Annotated in this window: 19 protein-coding genes; 13 read left to right on the forward strand and 6 right to left on the reverse strand. The window is 73.0% G+C overall.

Going from position 1 to position 14,444, the window contains the following annotated elements; all coding sequences use genetic code 11:
- Positions 1–195: 195 nt before the first annotated feature.
- From rpsP to MILUP08_RS08295, 10 genes are all read left to right on the forward strand, one after another.
- Complete coding sequence (gene rpsP, locus MILUP08_RS08250) at positions 196–681, forward strand: 30S ribosomal protein S16 (protein WP_007456541.1); 486 nt, start codon at positions 196–198, stop codon at positions 679–681.
- Positions 656–916, forward strand: a complete 261-nt coding sequence (locus MILUP08_RS08255) for an RNA-binding protein (RefSeq protein ID WP_186718042.1) — start codon at positions 656–658, stop codon at positions 914–916. The genes rpsP and MILUP08_RS08255 overlap by 26 nt, the downstream gene beginning before the upstream one ends.
- Complete coding sequence (rimM, locus tag MILUP08_RS08260) at positions 916–1,470, forward strand: ribosome maturation factor RimM (protein WP_007456544.1); 555 nt, start codon at positions 916–918, stop codon at positions 1,468–1,470. Before MILUP08_RS08255 ends, rimM begins: the two co-directional genes overlap by 1 nt.
- A gap of 11 nt (positions 1,471–1,481) precedes the next feature.
- Entirely contained in the window at positions 1,482–2,255 is a 774-nt protein-coding gene (trmD, locus tag MILUP08_RS08265) for a tRNA (guanosine(37)-N1)-methyltransferase TrmD (RefSeq protein ID WP_007456546.1), read from the forward strand.
- A 143-nt stretch (positions 2,256–2,398) separates the two neighbouring features.
- Positions 2,399–2,755 (forward strand): 50S ribosomal protein L19, encoded by a 357-nt coding sequence (gene rplS / locus MILUP08_RS08270; RefSeq protein ID WP_007456548.1) that lies wholly within the window; start codon positions 2,399–2,401, stop codon positions 2,753–2,755.
- Between the two features lie 181 nt (positions 2,756–2,936).
- Positions 2,937–3,806, forward strand: coding sequence for a signal peptidase I (gene lepB, locus MILUP08_RS08275; RefSeq protein ID WP_039905631.1), 870 nt, complete (start codon positions 2,937–2,939; stop codon positions 3,804–3,806).
- A 10-nt stretch (positions 3,807–3,816) separates the two neighbouring features.
- A complete protein-coding gene (lepB, locus tag MILUP08_RS08280; protein WP_007456552.1) occupies positions 3,817–4,452 on the forward strand; it encodes a signal peptidase I in 636 nt (211 codons plus the stop codon).
- A gap of 49 nt (positions 4,453–4,501) precedes the next feature.
- Entirely contained in the window at positions 4,502–4,990 is a 489-nt protein-coding gene (locus MILUP08_RS08285) for an NUDIX hydrolase (protein WP_083915974.1), read from the forward strand.
- Entirely contained in the window at positions 4,984–5,796 is an 813-nt protein-coding gene (locus tag MILUP08_RS08290) for a ribonuclease HII (protein ID WP_007456554.1), read from the forward strand. The genes MILUP08_RS08285 and MILUP08_RS08290 overlap by 7 nt, the downstream gene beginning before the upstream one ends.
- Entirely contained in the window at positions 5,793–6,116 is a 324-nt protein-coding gene (locus tag MILUP08_RS08295) for a DUF2469 domain-containing protein (protein ID WP_007075222.1), read from the forward strand. Before MILUP08_RS08290 ends, MILUP08_RS08295 begins: the two co-directional genes overlap by 4 nt.
- A 54-nt stretch (positions 6,117–6,170) precedes the next feature.
- Here MILUP08_RS08295 and MILUP08_RS08300 read toward each other — a convergent pair whose 3' ends face one another.
- Positions 6,171–7,298 carry a sulfite oxidase gene (locus tag MILUP08_RS08300; protein WP_007456563.1) on the reverse strand — a complete coding sequence of 376 codons (1,128 nt, stop codon included), beginning with the start codon at positions 7,296–7,298 and terminating at the stop codon, positions 6,171–6,173.
- Between the two features lie 226 nt (positions 7,299–7,524).
- Between MILUP08_RS08300 and MILUP08_RS08305 the strand changes: the two genes are divergently transcribed.
- The gene (locus MILUP08_RS08305) at positions 7,525–8,250 is read left to right on the forward strand and encodes a murein hydrolase activator EnvC family protein (RefSeq protein WP_007456565.1); all 726 of its coding nucleotides are present in this window, start codon (positions 7,525–7,527) and stop codon (positions 8,248–8,250) included.
- Here the strand turns inward: MILUP08_RS08305 and MILUP08_RS08310 are convergent.
- From MILUP08_RS08310 to MILUP08_RS08320, 3 genes are all read right to left on the reverse strand, one after another.
- Positions 8,171–9,352, reverse strand: coding sequence for an aminotransferase class V-fold PLP-dependent enzyme (locus MILUP08_RS08310; protein ID WP_007456567.1), 1,182 nt, complete (start codon positions 9,350–9,352; stop codon positions 8,171–8,173). The genes MILUP08_RS08305 and MILUP08_RS08310 overlap by 80 nt on opposite strands.
- A 44-nt stretch (positions 9,353–9,396) precedes the next feature.
- The gene (locus MILUP08_RS08315; protein ID WP_007456569.1) at positions 9,397–10,446 is read right to left on the reverse strand and encodes a tyrosine recombinase XerC; all 1,050 of its coding nucleotides are present in this window, start codon (positions 10,444–10,446) and stop codon (positions 9,397–9,399) included.
- A 229-nt stretch (positions 10,447–10,675) separates the two neighbouring features.
- Positions 10,676–10,882 carry a helix-turn-helix transcriptional regulator gene (locus MILUP08_RS08320; protein ID WP_007456571.1) on the reverse strand — a complete coding sequence of 69 codons (207 nt, stop codon included), beginning with the start codon at positions 10,880–10,882 and terminating at the stop codon, positions 10,676–10,678.
- Positions 10,883–11,033: 151 nt separating this feature from the next.
- On the opposite strand from MILUP08_RS08320, the gene MILUP08_RS35170 reads away from it, so the two are divergent.
- Both MILUP08_RS35170 and MILUP08_RS08325 read left to right on the forward strand, forming a co-directional pair.
- The gene (locus MILUP08_RS35170; RefSeq protein ID WP_144056883.1) at positions 11,034–11,294 is read left to right on the forward strand and encodes a hypothetical protein; all 261 of its coding nucleotides are present in this window, start codon (positions 11,034–11,036) and stop codon (positions 11,292–11,294) included.
- Entirely contained in the window at positions 11,291–11,605 is a 315-nt protein-coding gene (locus MILUP08_RS08325) for a hypothetical protein (protein WP_007456573.1), read from the forward strand. Before MILUP08_RS35170 ends, MILUP08_RS08325 begins: the two co-directional genes overlap by 4 nt.
- Positions 11,606–11,730: 125 nt before the next feature.
- Here MILUP08_RS08325 and dprA read toward each other — a convergent pair whose 3' ends face one another.
- Both dprA and MILUP08_RS08335 read right to left on the reverse strand, forming a co-directional pair.
- Positions 11,731–12,918 (reverse strand): DNA-processing protein DprA, encoded by a 1,188-nt coding sequence (gene dprA / locus MILUP08_RS08330; RefSeq protein WP_007456575.1) that lies wholly within the window; start codon positions 12,916–12,918, stop codon positions 11,731–11,733.
- The gene (locus MILUP08_RS08335; protein WP_007456577.1) at positions 12,915–14,435 is read right to left on the reverse strand and encodes a YifB family Mg chelatase-like AAA ATPase; all 1,521 of its coding nucleotides are present in this window, start codon (positions 14,433–14,435) and stop codon (positions 12,915–12,917) included. The genes dprA and MILUP08_RS08335 overlap by 4 nt, the downstream gene beginning before the upstream one ends.
- Between the last annotated feature and the right edge of the window lie 9 nt (positions 14,436–14,444).

Consider the following 14,444-nt stretch of genomic DNA (forward strand, 5'->3'; position numbering starts at 1 on the left):
CTCCGGTGCAAGCGATCGGCGCTCCATCTGGCAGAATGGGTCGCTGGTATCCGGCGCGCGTCCGGCGCCCTCTAACCCGGGCACGTCGCTAGTCCACCGAGTAGTCTCCGGCCCAACCCCACGGGTCCGGTCGGCGCTCACCCACGCACACCGCCCACAGCGGGCTGGTGAGATCGCAACAGGAGCGAAACAACTGTGGCCGTAAAGATCCGGCTCCTGCGGATGGGCAAGATCCGCAACCCGCAGTACCGCATCGTCATCGCCGACTCGCGCACCAAGCGCGACGGCCGGGCGATCGAGTTCGTCGGGGTTTACCAGCCCAAGGAAGACCCCTCGATCATCGAGGTCAAGTCGGAGCGGGTCCAGTACTGGCTGTCCGTCGGCGCTCAGCCGAGCGAGGCGGTGCAGCGGCTGCTGGAGCTGACCGGTGACTGGCAGAAGTACAAGGGCCTGCCGGCCCCACCGCCGCTCCTGGTCGCCCCCGAGCGGGCCGACCGCAAGGCGGCGTACGAGGCTGAGGCGAAGGCCGCCGCCGGGCTCGCCCCGGAGACCCCGGCCAAGCCGGCCAAGAAGGCCGCCAAGGCTGCCGAGGCTCCGGCCGAGGCTCCGAAGGCCGAGGCCGCTCCGGCGACCGAGGCTCCGGCCGAGACCCCCGCTGCCGACGCCGGTGAGCAGGCCTGACATGCCTCTGCGTCCGGCGTTGGAGCACCTGGTCAAGGGCATCGTCGACCACCCGGATGACGTCCGGGTCCGGCTGGTCGATTCCCGTCGGGGCAAGCGGCTCGAAGTCCGCGTGCACCCCGAGGACCTCGGCACGGTGATCGGGCGGTCCGGCCGGACCGCCAAGGCGCTGCGTCAGGTGATCGGCTCCATCGGCGGGCGCGGGGTACGCGTCGACATCGTCGACTCGTACTGATGCAGCTCGTCGTCGGAAGGATCGGCAAGCCGCACGGTGTCCGCGGTGAGGTCACCGTGGAAGTGCGGACCGACGAACCCGAGGCACGGTTCGCCCCCGGTGCGGTGCTCCGCACCGAGCCGGGGGCGACACCCCCTCCCACAAGCGATGAGCCCGGGGTGCCGTTCCAGGTTCCCGCGAAGCTGACCATCGAGGAAGCCCGCTTCCACCAGGGTCGGGTGCTCATCGCGTTCGAGGGCATCCTGGACCGCAACACCGCAGAGGCGCTGCGCGGGACGCTGCTCGTGGTGGACAGCGCCGACGTGGCGCCTCCGGACGACCCGGAGGAGTTCCACGACCACCAGTTGGTGGGCCTGGCCGTGGTCACCCCGGCCGGCGAGCAGTTGGGCGAGGTCGCCCGCATCGACCACGCGCCGTCGTCCGACCTGCTGGTGCTGCGGCGTCCCGAGGGGCGCACCGCGCTGATCCCGTTCGTCCGGGCGATCGTCCCGGAGGTCGACCTGGCCGGTGGACGCGTGATCGTCGACCCGCCGGCCGGACTGCTCGATCTTTAGGACCACCCCGCATGCGCGTCGACGTCGTGTCGATCTTTCCGGAGTACTTCGCCCCGCTGGACCTGTCGCTGATCGGCCGTGCCCGGGCCAACGACGTACTCCAGCTCGCCGTGCACGACCTGCGGTCCTGGACCCACGACGTGCACCGCACGGTCGACGACACCCCCTACGGCGGCGGCCCGGGCATGGTGATGCGCCCCGAGCCGTGGGGTGCGGCGCTGGACGCCCTCGCCCCGGCCGACGTCCCGCCGCCCCGGCTGCTCGTGCCGTCCCCGGCGGGTGTCCGGTTCACCCAGGCCATGGCGCACGAGCTGGCCGCCGAGCCGCACCTGCTCTTCGCCTGCGGCCGGTACGAGGGGATCGACCAGCGGGTGTTGGCGCACGCCGCCACCCGGATGCCGGTCACCGAGGTGTCGCTCGGCGACTACGTCCTCTTCGGCGGTGAGGTCGCCGTGCTGGTGATCCTGGAGGCGGTCACGCGCCTGCTGCCCGGGGTGCTGGGCAACGCCGGCTCGCTGGACGAGGAGTCGCACGCGCACGGGCTGCTGGAGGCCCCGATCTACACGAAGCCGCCGAGCTGGCGCGGGCACGACGTCCCGGAGGTGCTCCGCTCCGGCGACCACGGCAGGATCGCGCGCTGGCGGCGCGAGGAGGGGCTGGTGCGGACCGCGGCCCAGCGCCCGGACCTGCTGGCCGCGCTGCCGCCCGAGCGGCTCGACAAACGGGACATCGCGGCGCTGGAGCGGGCCGGATTTCAGCCGCCGCCGGGGGATGTGGCAAAGTAGGGGGGTTGCCGCATCCGTCCGCGCCCGCGGGCGGCTGCGAGGATCCCCGACCGGGGCCGGCCCGCCGACCACCACCCGGGAATCAGAATCACCCACCCGCGCACCGAGTGACGGTGCGCCGTGAGCCTTACGAGGACGCAGCGATGAACATCCTGGACGCCCTTGACGCCCAGTCGAAGCGGACCGACCTTCCCGACTTCCGTGCCGGTGACACCGTCAAGGTGCACGCGCGGGTCGTCGAGGGCAACCGGTCCCGTGTCCAGATCTTCCAGGGCGTCGTGATCCGCCGCCAGGGTGACGGTCTGCGCGAGACCTTCTCGGTCCGCAAGGTCAGCTTCGGTGTCGGCGTCGAGCGGACCTACCCGCTCAACGGCCCGGGCATCGACCGGATCGAGATCGTGACCCGCGGTGACGTGCGTCGCGCCAAGCTCTACTACCTGCGCGAGCTGCGCGGCAAGAAGGCCAAGATCAAGGAGAAGCGGGAGAAGCAGCCCAGCTGACTTCCCGCTCGCCACGCCGCCTGAGCTGCGCGTATGCCGTACCGATCAGACCGCACTACCCTGGTCGTACGGGCGCAGCCAAGCGGCGACCCCGCCAACGTGGCGGGCAGCTGTGCACAACCGCCCGTGGAGCCTCGACGAGGCTCCCGGGCGGTGGTGTTTCTGCGGACCGGGGAGTGGCGTGGTGCAGACGCTTGACGAGGACGGCACCGTCGATCCGTGGCGCCGGCGGGTGCGCCGTGGCCGGCGGCAGATGCCCCTCTGGCAGGAGCTACCACTGCTGCTGGTGGTGGCGTTCTGCCTCGCGGTGCTGATCCGCACGTTCCTGCTCCAGGCGTTCTTCATCCCGTCCGGTTCGATGGAGGACACCCTCCTCATCGGCGACCGGGTGCTTGTCAACAAGGTCGTCTACGACGTCCGTGACCCGGTGCGCGGCGAGGTGGTGGTGTTCCGGGGCACCGACCGTTGGGCGCCGCAGGTCGACGAGCAGCCGGAGCCCGGGTTCGCCGGCAAGGTCGCCCGCACCGTGGGGGATCTGGTCGGGGTGAGCCGCCCCGGCGAGAAGGACTTCATCAAGCGGGTGATCGGCCTGCCCGGTGACCGGGTGAAGTGCTGCGACTCCCAGGGTCGGGTCACCGTGAACGGGACCCCGCTCGACGAGCCGTACGTGCTGCGCGACTCCCCACTGGATCTGCCGCCGAATCCGCAGGAGTGCCGGTCCCGGCGGTTCGACGAGGTGGTCGTACCCCCGGGTCAGATCTTCGTGATGGGCGATCACCGCGAGGTTTCCCAGGACGCGCGCTGCCAGGGGCCGGTGCCGATCGACAACGTGGTCGGGCGGGCGTTCATGGTGGTCTGGCCTTCGTCGCGCTGGGCCGCGCTGTCGGTGCCGTCGACCTTCGACGACGTGGCCGCGCCGGCTACGGCCTCCTCCGGCGCGCCCCCGGTCCGGCCGTCCCCGCAGGGCGGTGTGCTCCTGATTCTCCCGTTGGCGGCCGCGCTGAGGGGTTCCCGCGCGTTCCGGACGGTGCCGTCCGGTCCGGCAACGTAGGCTCCTTGGCGTGATTGACGAGCAGACCGACAAGCCGCGCAGCTCCTTCTGGAAGGAACTGCCGATCCTGCTGGGTGTGGCGATCCTGGTCGCGGTGCTGGTCCGCGCCTTCGTGCTGCAGACCTTCTTCATCCCCTCCCCGTCCATGGAGAACACTCTCAAGATCGATGACCGGGTGTTGGTCAACAAGCTGGTCTACGACTTCCGGTCACCGCACCGCGGCGAGGTGATCGTGTTCAAGGCGCCCACCGAGTGGAGCGGCAACCCCGACGGTGAGGACTTCATCAAGCGGGTGATCGGCATCCCCGGCGACCACGTGGTCTGCTGCGACGCGCAGGAACGGCTGATGATCAACGGCAAGTCGCTCGACGAGCCGTACATCTTCTCGATCGACGGGGTGCGCGACAAGCCTGCCGACCAGGAGTTCGACATCACCGTGCCGAAGGGTCGGCTGTGGGTGATGGGCGACCACAGGTCGGCCTCGGGTGACTCGCTGGAGCACTGGCAGCAGTCCGGGCAGAACATCACCGAGGCCACGATCCCCGAGGGTGAGGTCGTCGGGCGGGCGTTCACCGTCTTCTGGCCCGTCAACCGGGCCACCTGGCTGACGGTGCCCGACCAGTTCGACGGTATTCCCAAGCCGTAGAACCGGCGGGGGCATGGGCGATCGGCCGCACGTCTGGCAGGCTGGTGCGGTGACCGTCTACACCCCTCGACGCGCGGCCCGGGTGCTGCTCGTCGACGCGGCCGGCCGGGTCCTGCTGTTCCGGGGCTTCGACCCGGCCCGCCCCGAGCACCGCTACTGGTTCACACCGGGCGGCGGACTCGACGAGGCGGAGTCCCCGGCGTCCGGCGCGGCACGGGAGCTGGCCGAGGAGACGGGGCTGCGGGTCGATCCCGCCGACCTGGGGGAGCCGGTCTTCTCCGACACCACCGAGTTTCCGTTCGACGGCGGCTGGTACCGCCAGGAGCAGGACTTCTTCCTGCTCCGGGTGCCGTCGTGGCATGTCGACACCGTCGGCTTCACCGACATCGAGCAGCGCAGCATCGCCGGTCACCGCTGGTGGCTGCCGGCCGAGCTGGCCGCCAGCGGCGACAGGTACTACCCGCCCGAGCTGCCCGACCTGCTGGCCCGGCACCTGCCGCCGGCTGCCGAGGCCCGCTCCGAAGAGGCACCGTGCTGACCCCGCCGCGCACCGTCGTGCGCCGGGAGGCCGGCCTGTACGCGCTGGAACGGGCGCTGCAACGGCGCGGCTTCCGGCACGTGGCGGGCGCCGACGAGGCCGGCCGGGGCGCGTGCGCCGGCCCACTTGTCGCCGCAGCGGCGGTGCTGCCGGAGGGACGACGCGGCGAGATCGACGGGCTGGCCGACTCCAAGCTGCTCACCCCGGCCAGCCGGGAGCGGGTGTACGCCGAGGTCGTGGACCGCGCCCTGGCGTACGCCGTGGTGGTCATTCCGGCCGACGAGGTCGACGCCCGAGGGCTGCACGTGTGCAACCTCGCCGCGATGCGCCGGGCGCTCGCCTCGCTCACCACCCGACCGGAGTACGTGCTTACCGACGGCTTCGGCGTGGACGGTCTCGGCGTGCCGGGCCTGGCGGTGTGGAAGGGCGACCGGGTGGCCGCGTGTGTGGCGGCGGCAAGCGTGCTCGCCAAGGTCACCCGGGACCGGATCATGGTGGAGCTGGACGGGGTGTTCCCGTCGTACGGCTTCGCCGAGCACAAGGGCTACATCACGCCCGAGCACAGCGCGGCGCTGCGCGAGCACGGGCCGTGCCGGGAGCACCGCTTCTCGTACGTCAATGTCGCCGCGGTCTCCGGCCGCGACGGCCGGCCGCCGCGCGCCCGACGGCCCGTCGGCCCGGCGTCGGACGAGCCGATGGAGCGCTCCTGGGCGTCAGGGGGTACCGTCGGCGTGGCGTTGGGCGAGCAGCCTCGACCTCCGGCGCCGGTGGGGGAAGATGTGGTCATGGAAGGCGGAGTGCGATGAGCGCGGAAGATCTCGAGAAGTACGAGACCGAGATGGAGCTGCAGCTCTACCGGGAGTACCGCGACATTGTCCGCCAATTCTCCTACGTGGTGGAGACGGAGCGCCGGTTCTACCTGGCCAACCAGGTCGACCTGCACGTGCGCAACTCCGACGGCGAGGTCTACTTCGAGGTCGAGATGCACGACGCCTGGGTGTGGGACATGTATCGTCCTGCCCGCTTCGTGAAGAACGTCCGAGTGATGACCTTCAAGGACGTCAACGTCGAGGAGTTGGAGAAGCCCGACATCTCGCTGCCCGCCGACTCCGGCTTCGGCGGCTGACGACCCTCGGCCACGCCACGGTCCCCCCAGCCGTGACGCGGCCCGCCGCGCCGATCACTCGGCCGGCACCACGACCTCGACGCGCTGCACCAGGTTGTTGGCGAAGCCGCCACGGTTCCACGGCTGCTCGACCGGCTGGGTCCGCCCGGACGCGTCGGTCGCCCGCGCGCTGAGCACGTACCGGCCCGGCGTCGCCGTCCACTCGTGCCGCCACCGTCGCCAGGCGAACTCCCCGCCCGTCGCCGGGTCCAGCTCGGCCGGCGCCCAGCTCGCCCCGCCGTCCACGCTCACCTCCACAGCGACCACCGGTGCGTGCCCCGACCAGGCCCGACCGTCCAGAGTGCACGGTCCCGGCGGCAGCACCCGACGGCGCGTCATGAAGTCGGGAAAACCCGGCGGGCGGACCAGCGCGCGCGGCTCGATCCGGGTGACCGGCACGCCCGGGTCGTCGGCGTCGCGACGCAGCCGGTACGCCACCGCGTTCTGGTACCCCTCGAACGGCTCCGTCCGGACCTCGACCGAGTGCAGCCACTTGACGTGCGCCATGCCGTACCAACCGGGCACGATCAGCCGCAGCGGGGCGCCGTGCTGCGGCAGCAGGGGAGCGCCGTTCATCTCGTACGCCAGCAGCACCTCCTCGCGCAGCGCGTCGGCCACCGGCAGCGCCCGCTGGTAGTCCTGCTCGACACCGCGCTCGACGCCGTGGTCGGCGCCGGTGAAGACGACGTCTACCGCGTCCGCGGCCAGGCCCGCCTCGCGCAGCAGCGGCGCCAGGGGCGTACCGGTCCACTCGGCGTTGCCGACCGCCTCGACCAGCCAGGGTTGGCTCACCGGCCGGGGGTGCAGAAGAGCCCGGCCGTTGCCGGCGCACTCCAGGGTGACCCGGTGGGTGACCCGGGGTCGCTCGCGCAGGTCGGCCAGGGTGACGGTCATCGGCCGGTCGACCGCGCCGCCGACTGTCAACGCGTGCGACGCCGGATCCAGCTCCGGAATGTCGTAGTGGATCAGCAGATAGTGCAGCCCGGCCGGGGTGACGTCGTACCGCAGCGCCTCCAGCGGAAGGCCGTGGTTGCGCGCGGCGAGCTGCAACTCGTCGGCACTTATCGCCTCGTCGGGCTCGGCGAGCCGCGACGGGCCGCTCACGTCGGCCACGCGCGGCCCCCGGTCGTCGACAGTGGTCATGCGCGGCCTCCCCGGTGCAGACGGCGGCACCCGCCGTACCCGGCCCAGCCTAGGCCCTGTGTGGCGGCCCGGTGGTGGTGACCTGGTCCGGTGGGCGGCGGGCCGGAGACGCGTCCACATAACAGATCACCGGCGCCGTTGGGTGGTCGTCCACAGCGCCTCCGGTTGTCCACAGCTCCGGCGTTCGGGCTGGCGGACGACCCGGCCTCGGCCGGAGGCTGCCGTCATGCGACCAGGACCCGTCCGTTCGATCCGCCGCACGCTGCTGCTCAGCGCCGCGCTCCCGCTCGCACTGACCATCCAGCTCTGCGTGCTGGCGGTGCTGGTCGCCGCGGTGCCCGGTCAACCACCGACGCCCACGGTGCCGGTCGCCGCGCGGACCGTCCCGCTCGCCGACCCGGCGCCCGCCGACCCCGCCGGCCGGTTCCGCTGGCCGGTCGACGGGCCACCCCGCCCGGTGCGCCGGTTCGACCCGCCGCCCCGACCGTGGCTGCCGGGCCACCGTGGCGTCGACCTGGCCGCTCCGGCCGGAGCGGTCGTCCGCAGCGCCGGGCCGGGCACCGTGCTCTTCGCCGGGCTGGTGGCCGGTCGACCGGTCGTCACCGTGGGGCACGCCAACGGGCTGCGGACCACCCACGAGCCGGTCCAACCCGCCGTACGCCCCGGCCAGCCGGTCACCGCCGGCACGCCGCTTGGCGAACTGCTTCCCGGGCATCCGGGTTGCCCGGCCGAGGCGTGCCTGCACTGGGGCCTTCGCCGGGGCGAGGAGTATCTCGACCCGCTGGCCCTGCTCGGCCTCGGCCCGGTGCGCCTGCTCCCGGTCGGTCCGGTCCCGGTGTCCGCTCCCCGCTGGTCCGCTCCCGGCCGGCCGGTCAGCGCTGGGCGAGCAGCGCCGGCAGCCGCACGGCCAGCCGTTCGTACTCGTCGGCGGCGTTGTACACCTGGCCGGTGAGCCGCAACCACCCTCGGCCGTTCCAGCTCATCACCGCCACCTCGGCGGCGAGCCGCTCACCGATCCGCGCCTGCAACGCCCGCGCCGCGTCGATCGTGGTGCCCATGCCGGCCGGCAGCGGGATGAGACGCAGCGCCACCCCCGGTCCGCCGGGGTCGGGCAGATCGGCGGGGGCCACCCCCAGGGCGTCCCCCACCACCCGCTGGCCGTACGCGGCGAGCGCGGCGTTGTGCTCCCGCACCCGGTCGACGCCGAGGCTGCGCAGCGTGAACAGTCCCGCCGGGGCGGCAAGCCAGGAGGTGTAGTCGAGGGTGGCCTGCCATTCGACCCGGGCCGGGAAGCCGGCTTCCTGCTCCCACGAGACCACCAACGGCTCGATCCGCTCGCGCCACTGTGGGGCCACCGCCAGCAGGGCGGTGCCCCGCGGGGCGTATCCCCACTTGTGCAGGTTGCCCGCCCAGAAGTCGGCGCCGATGCTGCTCACCGGAGTGGCCAGCATGCCCGGGGCGTGTGCGGCGTCCACCAGGACGGGCACGCCGTTCTCGTGGGCCACCCCGACGATGGCGGCGGTCGGGAAGAGCCGGGCGGTGGCCGAGGTGAGCTGGTCGACGACGAGCAGCCGCGTCCGCCCCGGGCGCAGGCCGGCCCGGATGATCTGCACGATCTGCTCGTCGGTGGCGGCCAGCGGAATCGGCAGGACGCGGCTGACCGCCCCGGTGCGGCGGCACTCCCGCTGGATGGCCAGGCTCACCGCCCCGTACCCGTGGTCGGTGGTGAGCACCTCGTCACCTGGTTGCAGGCCCACCGACTGGAGCACCACGGCGACGCCGGTGGTGGTGTTGCCGATCAGCGCGCTGCCGTCCGGGTCGGCGCCCAGGAACCCGGCGAGGTGCCGGCGGGTGTGCGCGATCCGGTCGACGAGCCCCTGGGTGAAGAAGCGCAGCGGATTGGCCTCCATCTCGTCGCGCAGCCGCTGCTGGGCTCGCTGCACGCCGATCGGCACCGCGCCGAACGAGCCGTGGTTGAGATGGCTGACCGCCGGGTCCAGGCTGAAGAGCAGGCGGGCGCCCGGGATCGGCTCGGGGGGCTGCGGGACGCTCACCTGATGATCGTAACCGTCGGGCGGCCCGGCCTCTCGGCCCTTGATCAGGCGCGGGGGTGAGCCTGCCGGTAGGCGGCCCGCAACCGTTCCACCGAGACGTGGGTGTAGATCTGCGTGCTGGCCAGCGACGAGTGGCCGAGCAGCTCCTGCACGGCGCGCAGGTCGGCGCCGCCCTCCAGCAGATGGGTGGCCGCGGAGTGGCGCAGCGCGTGCGGGCTGGTGCGGGGAAGGCCGGCCGTCTCGGCGTACCCGCCGACGAGCTGACGCGCGGTCGTCGGGTTGAGCCGGCCACCCCGGGCGCCGAGCAGCAGCGCGTCGCCGGAGCGGGCGCCCGCCAACAGCGGTCGGCCCCGGCGCAGCCAGTCGTCCAGGGCCCGCTGGGCGGGCACCCCGTAGGGCACCGCACGCTCCCGCCCGCCCTTGCCGAACACCCGGATCACCCGGCGGCCGTGGTCGACGTCCCCGACGTCCAGCCCACACGCTTCGCTGACCCGCACGCCCGTCGCGTAGAGCAGCTCCAGCAGAACCCGGTCGCGCAACAGCACCGCCTCGGCGGCTGCCGCATCCGACGCGTCGACGGTGGCTCCCGTCGTCGCTGCCCCGTCCGGCAGCGCAGCCGTCGTGGTCGTGCCCTGTGCGGTCTTCGGCTTCCGGGCCGGTGCCTCGACCAAGGCGGCGGCCTGGTCGGCACGGAGGACGCTTGGCAACTCCCGGTGGGCACGCGGGCTGGCCAGCGCGGCGCCCATGTCGGCGGGGAGCAGCCCGGCGCGGTGCGCCCACGCGCTGAACGCCCGTGCCGAGGCGGCCCGGCGGGCCAGTGACGTACGGGCTGCGCCGGTGGTCCGTTGCCGGGCCAGCCAGCTCCGCAGCACCGACAGGTCCAGCTCGGCCAGCTCGACGCAGCCCATCCGCACGGCGTGGTCGAGCAAGGAGACCACATCGGTGACGTACGCGCGGACGGTGTGCGCCGACCGGTTGCGGACCCGGGCGAGGTGCTCGGCGAAGTCGTCGACAGCGTCCCGCAGCGCCGGCGGCAGCTCCTGGTGGATGACCCGGGTGCCCCGGCCGGACCTGCTCACGGCCACCGCGCCCATGACCGCGTAGCGGTGGCTGCGCCTGCACTGACAGTTGGCACGGCACCAGCCTACGGCCGAGGATCGGGCACCGCTGGTCACGCTGGTGCCGGTGTCGTCACCATGACCGTGCATCGTGGTGGTTCGTCTGGCCATGCGTTGCGCGGGCCCCGGAAGGCGACAGTCCCGACTGCGGCTACTGCCCTGGGCCGCTGCGTGTTTCGGGAGGACCTCAGGACGGGCGGAAGGGCTACTCCTCGTCCCCGTCGGTTGGGCGGGGCGGGCGGTTGTGCTGGGCCCACTCGTCAACCTCGTCGGCGTCCCAAACGTTCATGCCGATCAGGCGGGCGAGGGGTTTGGGAAAGCCGGGTCTGCGGGTGATCTGTAGGACCCGCTGCCGCGACACGTTGAACAGGGCGGCCAGCTCGCCAGGCCCGTACAAGCGCGGTCGCTTCACAAGCCGAAGGTATGCACGACTCGCCGTTTACGATCGTCACTTACAGATTGACAACCCAGTAGAACTGGGGTCTCCTGGGGCGAGGCCCCCGCCCAGTGGCGAGTTTCGCGGCGGGCGGGGTGCCGCTCCGACCCCACCCCGGGAGGTTGACGTGGCACCAGACGAAGAACTGAACCGACTAGATGAGCGGGTCATCGAGCTGGAAACCTCGCTCCGGCTCGCGCGGCGGCAGCTATTCGATGCACGCAGTCGCCTGGCCGCCATCGCACAAATCACGGCAGACCTCGACCGAGCCCAGCGGGCACCCGGAGTGGTCTTCGGCTCGGTGAACTCGGTCCTGAACAACGCGCATCCACCCCTGCGCCGGTTGAGCCGCTGGTCGCCGATTCGGTACCGGGGGATCCAGCGGTGAGCGACCTTCAGCGGCACGCCCCCGTCCGGCCGTTCTGGTTCTGCGCGGCCGATGCCCAGCCCTGGCCGTGTGGTCGAGCCCGCGCAGATCTGGCCGCCGAATACATCGACGAGTCCCGGTTCCTGGCGATGGACATGGCTGACTGCCTGGGGGAGGCGACCCGGGACCTGTGCGGGCTCTACCCGGAGCCCCCGAACCCAGTCGAGATGTACGCGCGCTTCCTCGGCTGGGTCCGACACCTCGCGATCAACCGGTTCCGCAACGCCGAACGGTTCCGCAGTAGGCCGGACGCTTCCGCTGAAGAGCAGTAACGCCGAGCCCTCGTCCCTCCGGTCTCGGACTCCCCCGTATCCCTCAGACGGCGGAACGGTCTCCGTACGGCCGAGTGTCACGCACCGCCGGCCGCGCCAGCGTCGGTGTCGCCACCCGTGACCGCTCACGCGCCGCCTTTCGGTTTGGTGGTCGGGGCGAGGGCATAGCCGTCGTCGCGGCGCACCACCATGGACAGCTCCTCCAGCAACGACAGCTTGCGCAGCGCGGTACGCACGTTCAGGCCGGCGCGGGCGGCGAGCGCGTCCACACCCCGTACGCCCCGGCGGGGCAACGCCTCCAGCAGGGATCGGGCGTCGTCGTCCAACGTGTCGGCCGGCCGTTGGGGGCCACGGGCCAGCGGGGCCAGGTCCGCGCCGATCCGACCCACCTCCTCGAGCACGTGTGCCACCCCGGTGACCAGCCGCGCCTTGGAGCACTCGCGTAGCAGCTCGTGCGCGCCGACGGACATCGCCGAGGTCACCGGCCCGGGCACGACCATCGCGACCCGCCCGGTGTGGATGGCCCGTCGGGCGGTCTGCGTCGCGCCGCTGCGCGCCGACGCCTCCACCACGACGGTGCCGAGGGTGCCCCCGGCGATGACCCGGTTGCGGATCAGGAACCGGGGGCGGAGCGGCTCGGCGCCGGGCGGCCACTCGCTGACCAGCAGCCCGGTGTCGGCGATCCGGTCGAAGAGCGCGGTGTTGCCCATGGGGTACGGCCGGTCCACCCCACAGGCCAGCACCGCGACCGTCAACCCGTCGGCGTTGAGGGCGCCCCGGTGGGCGGCGGCGTCGATGCCGAACGCGCCGCCGGAGACCACTGTCCAGTCCCGCTCGGCCAGCCCGTACCCCAGGTCCGTGGCGACGTGCTGGCCGTAGCCGGTGGCCGCCCGCGCACCGACCACCGCCACCGACCGCTCCAGCGCCTCGCCCAGCGGCCAGGCTCCGCGTACCCAGAAGCAGAGCGGAGGTGCGGTCTCGACATCCACCCGGCGGGTGGCGTCCGGCAACCGGAGCGTCTTCAGACCGGCCACCCGGGCCGGCCACTCCTCGTCATCGGGGGTGACCAGGCGAGCGCCGAGGCGGTCGGCCCTCGCCAACGCCTCGGCGGCGACCGCTCGTGCGTCACCGGCGGCCGACCGGGCGGCCACCGTGCTGTGCAGCCAGCCATCGGGGCTGCCGCCGTCGAGCAACAGATCAAGTGTCGCCACCGGGCCCAGACGGTCGACCAACTGGTGCACCGCCCGGGTGCCCGGCTCGGCCAACCAGGTCAACGCCACCCGGGCCAGCCTGCTCTCCTCGTCGGCGCTCATGCCGCCTCCCCCGTCCGTAGTTGAATCGCCTCTCGTACGTCCTCGCGGTCCGGCCGGTCCCGGCCGTCCAGGTCCGCGATGGTCCAGGCCATCCGGATCACCCGGTCGAAGCCCCGCGCCGAGAGCGAGCCGGAGTCGAGTCGGCCGCGCAGCTCGGCGGTGACCAGCGCCGGTAGCCGCCACGGCGGGCGGCGCAGGAGCGGGCCGTCGACCTCGGCGTTGAGTCGCCGCCCGAGGCCGGCCCAGCGCGTGGCCGCAGCGCGGCGGGCCGCCGCTACCCGGGCGGCGACAGTGGCCGAGGACTCGGCGTCGCCAACGGACGCCATCAGCTCCGCCGCCCGCACGGGCATCAGCCGCACCTGCACGTCGATCCGGTCGAGCAGCGGCCCGGAGAGCCGGCCCAGGTAGCGGCGGCGGGCCAGCGGCGAGCACTCGCAGTACGCGTCGCCGGACGGCTTCGCGCACGGGCATGGGTTGGCGGCCAGCACCAGTTGGGTCCGGGCCGGGTACTCGGTGCCGCCCCCGCTGCGGCTCAGATGGATGCGACCGTTCTCCAGTGGCTGGCGCAGCGCCTCAAGCGCGCCCTTGCTGAACTCCGGGGCCTCGTCCAGGAAGAGCACCCCACGGTGGGCCAGCGACACCGCGCCGGGGCGGGCCAGCCCGGAACCGCCGCCGACGAGGGACGGGACCGTCGCCGTGTGGTGCGGCGCCTGGAACGGCGGGCGGCGCAGCAGTCGACCACCCGGCGGCAGCAGCCCGGCGACCGAGTGCAGCGCCGTCACCTCCAGCGCCGCGTCGTCGTCCAGCTCGGGCAGGAGCGACGGCAGCCGTTCGGCCAACATCGTCTTGCCGGCACCGGGAGGGCCGAGCAGCGCGATGTGGTGCCCACCCGCCGCGGCGACCTCCAGCGCGCGCCGGCCCAGCTCCTGCCCGGCGACCTCGGCGAGGTCGGGGCCGACGGGATCCGGTGCCGGGGCGTCCGGCGGTGGTTCGATCAGCGGGCTGCCGTCGCGCACGAAGGAGACCAGCCGGTGCAGCGTGTCCACCGCCCGCACCCGTACGCCGGGGATGACCGCGGCCTCGGCGGCGTTGCCGGTCGGCACGATGACCCGTTCGACGCCCGCTCTGGCCGCGGCGGCGACCATGGGCAGCACCCCGCGCACCGGCCGGACCGTCCCGTCCAGGCCCAGCTCACCGAGGACCACGACCCCCTCCAGCGGAAGCAGCGGCAGCTCACCCGAGCCGCCCAGCAGCGCGGCGGCGATGGCCAAATCGAACGCCGAGCCGAACTTCGGCAGCGTCGCGGGCAGCAGGTTCAGCGTGATCCGCCGGTTCGGCCAGCGTTGGCCGGAGTTGACGACTGCGGCGCGGACCCGGTCGCGGGCCTCGTGCAGGGCGGTGTCCGGCAGGCCGGAGATCACCACGGCCGGCAGGCCGGCGGCCAGGTCCGCCTCGACCTCGACGAGGTGGCCGGTGACGCCGACCAGTCCCACGCAGAGCACCTTCGCGTAGCTCATGGGGCGTCA

Source organism: Micromonospora lupini str. Lupac 08 (assembly GCF_000297395.2).
Taxonomy (GTDB): domain Bacteria; phylum Actinomycetota; class Actinomycetes; order Mycobacteriales; family Micromonosporaceae; genus Micromonospora; species Micromonospora lupini.

What these genes read in the sequence shown, in the direction of transcription:
- rplS (WP_007456548.1), top strand. Translation starts at nt 2,399, where the DNA reads ATGAACATCCTGGACGCCCTTGACGCCCAGTCGAAGCGGACCGACCTT.
- dprA (WP_007456575.1), bottom strand. Translation starts at nt 12,918, where the DNA reads ATGAGCGCCGACGAGGAGAGCAGGCTGGCCCGGGTGGCGTTGACCTGG.
- trmD (WP_007456546.1), top strand. Translation starts at nt 1,482, where the DNA reads ATGCGCGTCGACGTCGTGTCGATCTTTCCGGAGTACTTCGCCCCGCTG.
- MILUP08_RS08295 (WP_007075222.1), top strand. Translation starts at nt 5,793, where the DNA reads ATGAGCGCGGAAGATCTCGAGAAGTACGAGACCGAGATGGAGCTGCAG.
- MILUP08_RS08305 (WP_007456565.1), top strand. Translation starts at nt 7,525, where the DNA reads ATGCGACCAGGACCCGTCCGTTCGATCCGCCGCACGCTGCTGCTCAGC.
- rimM (WP_007456544.1), top strand. Translation starts at nt 916, where the DNA reads ATGCAGCTCGTCGTCGGAAGGATCGGCAAGCCGCACGGTGTCCGCGGT.
- MILUP08_RS08335 (WP_007456577.1), bottom strand. Translation starts at nt 14,435, where the DNA reads ATGAGCTACGCGAAGGTGCTCTGCGTGGGACTGGTCGGCGTCACCGGC.
- MILUP08_RS08300 (WP_007456563.1), bottom strand. Translation starts at nt 7,298, where the DNA reads ATGACCACTGTCGACGACCGGGGGCCGCGCGTGGCCGACGTGAGCGGC.
- MILUP08_RS08315 (WP_007456569.1), bottom strand. Translation starts at nt 10,446, where the DNA reads ATGGGCGCGGTGGCCGTGAGCAGGTCCGGCCGGGGCACCCGGGTCATC.